Here is a 7,646-nt window from a genome sequence, read left to right on the forward strand (position 1 = left end):
CGGCGGGGGCGGCGTCCGCGTCGTGATCCCGCTCGCCCCCGGCCGGCGCGGGGCCGCGAGCCGGGCCCGCCGGGCCGGCCCGGGGCCGCGTGTGACGCGCAGATACCCGCGTACATGCGGGGTTCCGCGGCAATCCGCCCCTATCGCCTACGAGGTAACGACCAGGCAGTCAGGGGACGCAGGCGCTTCCTTTACGGCTGACCCCTCCCGCCCGGCCATGGCAGAATCGGGACGGCCGGAGGGGACGTACGGCCTGGACGGGAGGAGAGCACGATGTCCGCCAGCAGCATCGACGGCGATGCGCTGCCCGACGCGGCGGACGGTCTGAGCTGCCTCAGCTGCCCCTCGTGCGGCTCGTCCCATGTGGCACAAGTGCTCGGCGACAACGGTGGAGTTTCCTACGTGTGCACGGCCTGCGGCCACAGCTGGAGCTAGTGATGGGGGCACACAGGCGTACCTGCGACTGGTGCGGCAGCGGCACGCCCATCGTCCGGGACATGGACCCCCTCAACCCCGATTTCCAGTACTGGTGCGAGGAGTGCGCGCGGGCGCTGATCATAAAAGGCGACCCGATCGAGACGTACCGTGAACTTGAGGGCGAGCCGATCTACGGGCGGCTGCTCGACGAGCACTGCACCCTCAAGCGCTTCTACTCCTTCGCCCGGGCCTGACACGCCGGCCGGGACGCCTTTTCCGCGGGTGCTCGGGGCACCACCGTGCGTCGCGGCAGCACCGTGCGTAAGGCACCATCCTCCGTGCGGCACCACCCTCCGTACGGCATCGGTTTCTGCGCTCCGACCGGCGACCGGCGACCGGCGTCCGTTCGGGATCACCGTCCGTATGTCACTGCCGCCCGTGCGGCACGACCCTGCCCGCGGCACCACTGTCCGTGAGGTACCGACCGCTGTGTGGCCGCACGGCCGCATGGCTGTACGGCTGCGTGGCAGCACGGCTGTACGGCTGGCCGTGAGGTGCCGAGGACCCTACGGCGCCGCCGTCAGAGGGACCCCGCCGTCCGTACGCTGCGCCGTCCCCGGTCGTGCCGCTCCGCCCGGAATGGATTTGGTGATCCCCCCTGGTCACCGTGTACTGTTGGCGCATCGCACGGGGCTATAGCTCAGTTGGTAGAGCGCCTGCATGGCATGCAGGAGGTCAGGAGTTCAATTCTCCTTAGCTCCACAGTGATCCACCTCACGTGGATGAAGCGAGGGGGGCCCGTCCGTCACGGACGGGCCCTTTCGTATGGCCGGTGCGGTGCGGAGAGGCCCTGCGGTAACCTGTTCCCATGCGTGCCGTACGCCTTCTGCTTAGCGAGCCGCGCTGATCAGTGCCGACGGATGAGAGATCCGGTCGGAGTCAGCGCGGCGTCCCCTCCTGTGTGAGGGGTTTTTTCATTCCCGCGGGCAGAGACGACCGATGGAGCTTCTGAGGACATGAGCGAGACGAACCCGGCTGCCGCCGGCGCGGAGAGCACCGCGCCCCACCGCTACACGGCTGCCATGGCCGCCGAGATCGAGGCACGCTGGCAGGACTTCTGGGAAGCGGACGGCACGTACGAGGCGCCCAACCCGAGCGGTGACCTGGCCGGTGACCCCGCCATGGTGGCGCGTCCCAAGAAGTTCATCATGGACATGTTCCCGTACCCGTCGGGCGTGGGTCTGCACGTCGGGCACCCGCTGGGCTTCATCGCCACCGACGTCTACGCGCGCCACCAGCGGATGACCGGGCACAACGTCCTGCACACGCTGGGTTTCGACGCCTTCGGCCTGCCCGCCGAGCAGCACGCCGTCGCCACGGGCACCCACCCCAGGGTCTCCACCGAGGCCGCCATGGAGAACATGACGCGGCAGCTGCGCCGGCTGGGCCTCGGCCACGACAAGCGGCGCGCGGTCGCGACGATCGACCCGGCGTTCTACCGCTGGACCCAGTGGATCTTCGTCCAGATCTTCAACTCCTGGTACGACCCGGGGGCCAACAAGGCGCGGCCCATCGAGACGCTCGTCGCGCAGTTCGTGAGCGGGCAGCGCCCCACTCCCGACGGCCGCCCCTGGGGGGCGCTGAGCGAGGCCGAGCGCGCCGACGTGCTGGGTGAGTACCGGCTGGCCTACGCCTCGGACGCGCCGGTCAACTGGTGCCCCGGGCTGGGCACGGTGCTGGCCAACGAGGAGGTCACCGCCGACGGCCGCTCCGAGCGCGGGAACTACCCCGTCTTCAAGAAGAAGCTGCGCCAGTGGAACATGCGCATCACCGCCTACGCCGACCGGCTGGTCGACGACCTGGACGAGCTGGACTGGCCCGAGGCCATCAAGCTCCAGCAGCGCAACTGGATCGGCCGCAGCGAGGGCGCCCGCGTCGACTTCCCGGTCGGCGACGCCGGTGACCGCATCACGGTCTTCACGACCCGGCCCGACACCCTGTTCGGCGCCACGTACATGGTCCTCGCGCCGGAGCACCAGCTGGTCGAGAAGATCGTCCCGGCCGCCTGGCCCGCCGGCACGCACGACGTGTGGACCGGTGGCCACGCGACGCCCGCCGACGCCGTCGACGCGTACCGCAAGCAGGCCGCCTCGAAGTCCGACGTCGAGCGGCAGGCCGAGGCCAAGGACAAGACGGGCGTCTTCACCGGCGCGTACGCGATCAACCCGGTCAGCGGCGACCAGGTGCCCGTCTTCATCGCCGACTACGTCCTGATGGGCTACGGCACGGGCGCGATCATGGCCGTGCCCGCGCACGACAGCCGGGACTTCGCCTTCGCACGCGCCTTCGAACTGCCCATGCGCTGCGTCGTCGAGCCGACGGACGGCCGGGGCCTGGACCCCGCCGCGTGGGACGACGCGTTCGCCTCGTACGACGCGGTCCTCGTCAACTCGACGGGAGCCGACATCACCCTCGACGGCCTCGGCGTCGTCGACGCCAAGGCCCGCGTCACCGAGTGGCTCGACGAGCGGGGCATCGGCGAGGGCACCGTCAACTACCGCCTGCGCGACTGGCTGTTCAGCCGCCAGCGGTACTGGGGCGAGCCCTTCCCCGTCGTCTATGACGAGGAGGGCACCGCCCACGCGCTGCCCGAGTCGATGCTGCCCCTGGAGCTGCCGGAGGTGGACGACTACTCGCCGCGCACCTTCGACGCGGACGACGCCGACACCGAGCCGGAGACGCCGCTCTCGCGCAACCAGGAATGGGTCCACGTGGACCTGGACCTGGGCGACGGGCGCGGCGTGAGGCGCTACCGCCGCGAGACCAACACCATGCCCAACTGGGCGGGCTCGTGCTGGTACATGCTGCGCTACCTGGACCCGAACGACAGCGAGCACGCCGTCGCGCCGGACATCGAGCAGTACTGGATGGGGCCGCGCCCCGGCATGCCGGGCGGCGGTGTCGACCTGTACGTGGGCGGCGCCGAGCACGCCGTGCTGCACCTGCTGTACTCGCGCCTGTGGATCAAGGTGCTGTACGACCTGGGCCACATCTCCGCGTCGGAGCCGTTCCACAAGCTCTACAACCAGGGCATGATCCAGGCCTACGTGTACCGCGACCAGCGCGGCATCGCCGTGCCCGCCGCCGAGGTGGAGGAGCGCGACGGCGCCTACTTCCACGAGGGCGAGCAGGTCGGCAGGCTGCTGGGCAAGATGGGCAAGTCCCTGAAGAACGCGGTCACGCCCGACGAGATCAGCGCCGAGTACGGCACCGACACGCTGCGCCTGTACGAGATGGCGATGGGCCCCCTGGACGTGTCCCGCCCCTGGGACACGCGGGCGGTCGTCGGCCAGTACCGGCTGCTGCAGCGGCTGTGGCGCAACGTGGTGGACGAGGCGACCGGCGAGGTCACGGTCGTCGACGCCGAGGCCGACGAGGCGACGCTGCGCGCGCTGCACAGGGCGATCGACGGAGTCGCGCAGGACCTGGAGGGCATGCGGTTCAACACCGCGGTCGCCAAGATCACCGAGCTGAACAACCACCTGACGAAGACGGGCGGCCCCCTCGCGCGGTCGGTCGCCGAGCGGCTCGTCCTGCTGGTCGCGCCCCTCGCCCCGCACATCGCCGAGGAGCTGTGGCGCCGGCTGGGGCACCCCGACAGCGTCGTCCACCAGGACTTCCCGGTCGCCGACCCCGCGTACCTCGTGGACGAGGCGGTCACGTGCGTGGTGCAGGTCAAGGGCAAGGTGAAGGCGCGCCTCGAGGTCTCCCCCTCGATCTCCGACGCGGACCTGGAGGCGGCCGCGCTGGCCGAGCCCGCGGTGGTCGCCGCGCTGGGCGGCGCGGGCATCCGGAAGGTGATCGTCCGGGCGCCGAAGCTGGTGAACATCGTTCCGGCGTAGCGCACCGCCCTGACGTGTCAGGTCGTGTCAGGGCGTATCAGGGCTTCCCCTACGGGGCGGTTGGGGGTTGTGAAGGAACCCGCGGCCGCCCCGCTGCGTTTACGGTGGTAGGTATCACCGAGAATCCGACCTTTCGGAGGGCCGCCGTGGAAGCCGTGCTGCTGATCGTGCTGCTCCTCTTCGTCGCGGCCGTCCTGGTCGGCGGATACGTGACGGTGAAGGCGGTGGGTGCGGCCAAGCGGGGCGTGGACCGCACCATCTCCCAGGCGCGGCGCTCGGTCGAGGACACCACCCTGCGCGCCAAGAGCTTCGGCCAGCCCGGCCTGCCCGGCGAACTCGCCCAGTTGCGGCTGCGCCTGCGGACGTCGATGCGCGCCACGCAGGACGTGCTCCACGCGGCCGCCCCGGCGGACGAGTCGCTCGCCGAGTCGGTGCGGCTGTTCGAGCGGCTCAGCGCTCACGGGCAGGAGCTGGAGAGCCGCCTCAAGCAGGCGGAGCGCGATCCGGACCGGGCCGGGGTCGGCGCCCGGCTGCCCGAGTTGCGGGAGCGTACGGAGCAGGTCACACGCGCTGCGGACTCGCTGCGGTGGGCGATCGGGGACCGGGTGCGCAGGTCCTCGGAGGACGACCTGTCCGCGCTGAGCACGGACATCGTCATGGAGTCCGAGGCGCTGCGGCACTGGGCCCCCGTGGAGGAACCCGGCGATCAGTACGGTCAGGGACCCGGCGCGCCCCACGGCCGGGACGCGCACGGTCCGGACGCATACGGTCCGGAGGCATACAGTCCGGAAGCCGGAGCGCAGGGGCCTCAGGCGCTCGACCCCGCGGACGGCCGCAGGCTCGACGGTGTCCACTCCTGGCAGCGCAACCCCTGGCGGAAGTCGGCACCGCCCAAAACGTCCAACTGACCCGAGGTGACCCGACGCGGTGTGACCCGTCCCGATCCGTCCCGTCCCGATCCGTCCCGATCCGATCCGATCGGACGGTTCCGATCCGCCCGCACTCCGGAGCCCGGGCGCTGGGGCGCGGGGCGTGTTCGGGAGTGCGGGCGGTGGCGACGGTGCTGCCCGGCGCTCCTCGGTGACCGCGAGCTCACCAGTGCGCCCCGGCGCGCACGTCACATCCGCCCCACGCTCAACCCCGGAGCACCCGTAGGAGTCCTTGGGGGCAGGGTCGGCTAGGTGGGCGTGGGCTCCGCCGAGCCGAGCGGGCGGGGGCAGGCATGCAGGCGGGGGGCGCGGGCAGGGTTGTCCCGCACCCTCGGAACCGGAACGCGGCCCGGGACGGAAACGGGTCCGCGCGGCCGGCCGCGGGGGCGCTGCTTCCGCTTTCCCGAGGCCCGGGCCGTCTGGGCCGCGCCCCTGCGGGTAACCTCCGGGGCATGTCCCGCCATGTCGCCATCGTCACCGATTCCACGGCCTACCTGCCGCCTTTGACGATGCGGCGGCACCGGATCACGGCCGTGCCGCTGACCGTGGTGGTCGGCGACGAGGCGCTGGAGGACGGCAGCGAGATCTCCGCGGGCGCGGTGGCGGAGGCGCTGCGCAAGCGACGCTCGGTGACCACGTCCCGGCCGAGCCCCGAGGTCTTCGCCGCCGCGTACCGCAAGGCCGCCGAGGACGGCGCGACGGGCGTGGTCTCCCTGCACCTGTCCGCCGAGTTCTCCGGGACCTACGACGCGGCGGTGCTGGCCGCCAAGGACGCGCCCGTGCCCGTGGAGGTCCTGGACACGGGCGTGGTGGCCATGGCGCTCGGCTTCTGCGCCCTCGCGGCCGCCCAGGTGGCGGAGGCGGGCGGCGGGCTCGACGACGCTGTGGCGGCCGCCGAGAAGCGCGCCAGGGCCACCTCGGCCTACTTCTACGTGGACACCCTCGACTACCTGCGCCGCGGCGGCCGGATCGGTGCCGCCCAGGCGCTGCTGGGGTCCGCCCTGGCCGTCAAGCCGCTCCTCCATCTCGACGAGGGCCGCATCGAGCTGCTGGAGAAGGTCCGGACCGCCTCGAAGGCCATCGGACGGCTGAGGGACCTCGTCGTGGAGTGCGCGGGCGCCGGGGAGGTCGACATCGCCGTGCACCACCTGGCGGCCCCCGAGCGTGCCGCCGCCCTGGCCGAACAACTCGGCGCGCGGGTGCCGGGACTGGCCGAACTCCACGTCAGCGAGGTCGGAGCCGTGATCGGCGCCCACACCGGGCCGGGCCTGCTCGGGGCCGTCGTCTCTCCGCGCTGACATCGCCCCGTGCGCTGCGGCGGCACCTCGGCACCGGAAGGTCGGCACCGGAACGCCGGACGGCCGCGCGGCTCCCTGAGCGGCGGCGCCGGACGGCTGCCCCGCTCCTGAGCGGACGCATCAGGGGGCAGGGGGTCGAGTACGCGGGGCGGTGCGGTCGGGGATGGCGCGTGCGGGTTCGCGGGGCGGTGGTGGTCCGGGGCGGGAGCGGCACTTGGCCGGAGTGGCGCTGGGCGGGAGTGACACCTGGCTGGAGTGGCACGATCGGCGCCCGGGCCGGGTGCGTGCGGCGTGTGCCGGCGCCTGGGCCGGGTGCGTGCGGCGTGTGCCGGCGCCTGGGCCGGGTGCGTGCGGCGTCTGCCGGTGGCGCTTGCGTGGGGCATGGGGCATGGGGCGTGTGCCGGTGGTGCCTGCGCCCGGTGTGCGAGGCGTGACGCAGGACGGTGACGGGCGGGAGGCCACGTCCCTGTCTGTCCCTCGTGCGAGTGACCGAATTACCCACAGGCTGCTGGTTGTCCACAGATTCTGACCAAGATCATCCGTGGATCGCGGGGATGCCTAGCGTGGAGGCATGACCACGCTCCGTGCATGCTCCAGGGCGTTCCGGCTGCCCGCACCGTCCGCTGATTCCTCCTCCGCCCTTGCCGCCGTCTTCTCCGATCCGCACCCCTCGGACTCCTCGTCGGCCGCACCGGGGCCGCCCGCGTCCGGGCGCTCGCGCGGATCCACCGTCCGGGGCGCGGTAGGCGCCGCGTCGAGCGGGCCGGGTCGCGGCCGGGGCTCCGATGGACGCGCGCGCCTGCGGCGCGTGCCGAAAGCCGCAGTCGGTGAACAGGTGGGCGCGGGGAGCGCGGAGGCGGTCGCGGACATGCCGGGACTGGCAGGCGCCGAGGGCGTGGAAAGCACGCAGGGCGTCGCAGGGGCAGACGGTGGCGGTGGCGGTGGCGGTGGCGGTGGGGGTGGCGCGGGCCGGGCTGGACTCGCCGATGTCGGGGGGAGCCCGGAGCGGAGACGGCCGCCTGGCAGCGGCAGGGTTGCGCTCCGGGGGCGGCGTGCGGTCGCGTCGTCGGCCCCCGCGCCGGGCGCGGCGCGGGACAGGG

Annotated in this window: 5 protein-coding genes and 1 tRNA gene; all 6 read left to right on the forward strand. The window is 72.7% G+C overall.

Going from position 1 to position 7,646, the window contains the following annotated elements; all coding sequences use genetic code 11:
• The first annotated feature begins 273 nt into the window (after positions 1-273).
• The gene (locus L1885_RS19625) at positions 274-435 is read left to right on the forward strand and encodes a hypothetical protein (protein WP_235798470.1); all 162 of its coding nucleotides are present in this window, start codon (positions 274-276) and stop codon (positions 433-435) included.
• 2 nt (positions 436-437) lie between these two features.
• Positions 438-671, forward strand: coding sequence for a hypothetical protein (locus L1885_RS19630; RefSeq protein ID WP_225012619.1), 234 nt, complete (start codon positions 438-440; stop codon positions 669-671).
• A gap of 435 nt (positions 672-1,106) precedes the next feature.
• Positions 1,107-1,179, forward strand: a tRNA-Ala gene (locus tag L1885_RS19635).
• A 254-nt stretch (positions 1,180-1,433) separates the two neighbouring features.
• Positions 1,434-4,319, forward strand: coding sequence for a leucine--tRNA ligase (leuS, locus tag L1885_RS19640; protein WP_235798471.1), 2,886 nt, complete (start codon positions 1,434-1,436; stop codon positions 4,317-4,319).
• A 146-nt stretch (positions 4,320-4,465) separates the two neighbouring features.
• Entirely contained in the window at positions 4,466-5,227 is a 762-nt protein-coding gene (locus tag L1885_RS19645) for a hypothetical protein (RefSeq protein WP_235798472.1), read from the forward strand.
• A 473-nt stretch (positions 5,228-5,700) separates the two neighbouring features.
• A complete protein-coding gene (locus tag L1885_RS19650; RefSeq protein WP_235798473.1) occupies positions 5,701-6,546 on the forward strand; it encodes a DegV family protein in 846 nt (281 codons plus the stop codon).
• Positions 6,547-7,646 lie beyond the last annotated feature (1,100 nt).

The sequence above is a fragment of the Streptomyces fuscigenes genome (assembly GCF_021556455.1).
Classification (GTDB): Bacteria; Actinomycetota; Actinomycetes; order Streptomycetales; family Streptomycetaceae; genus Streptomyces; species Streptomyces fuscigenes.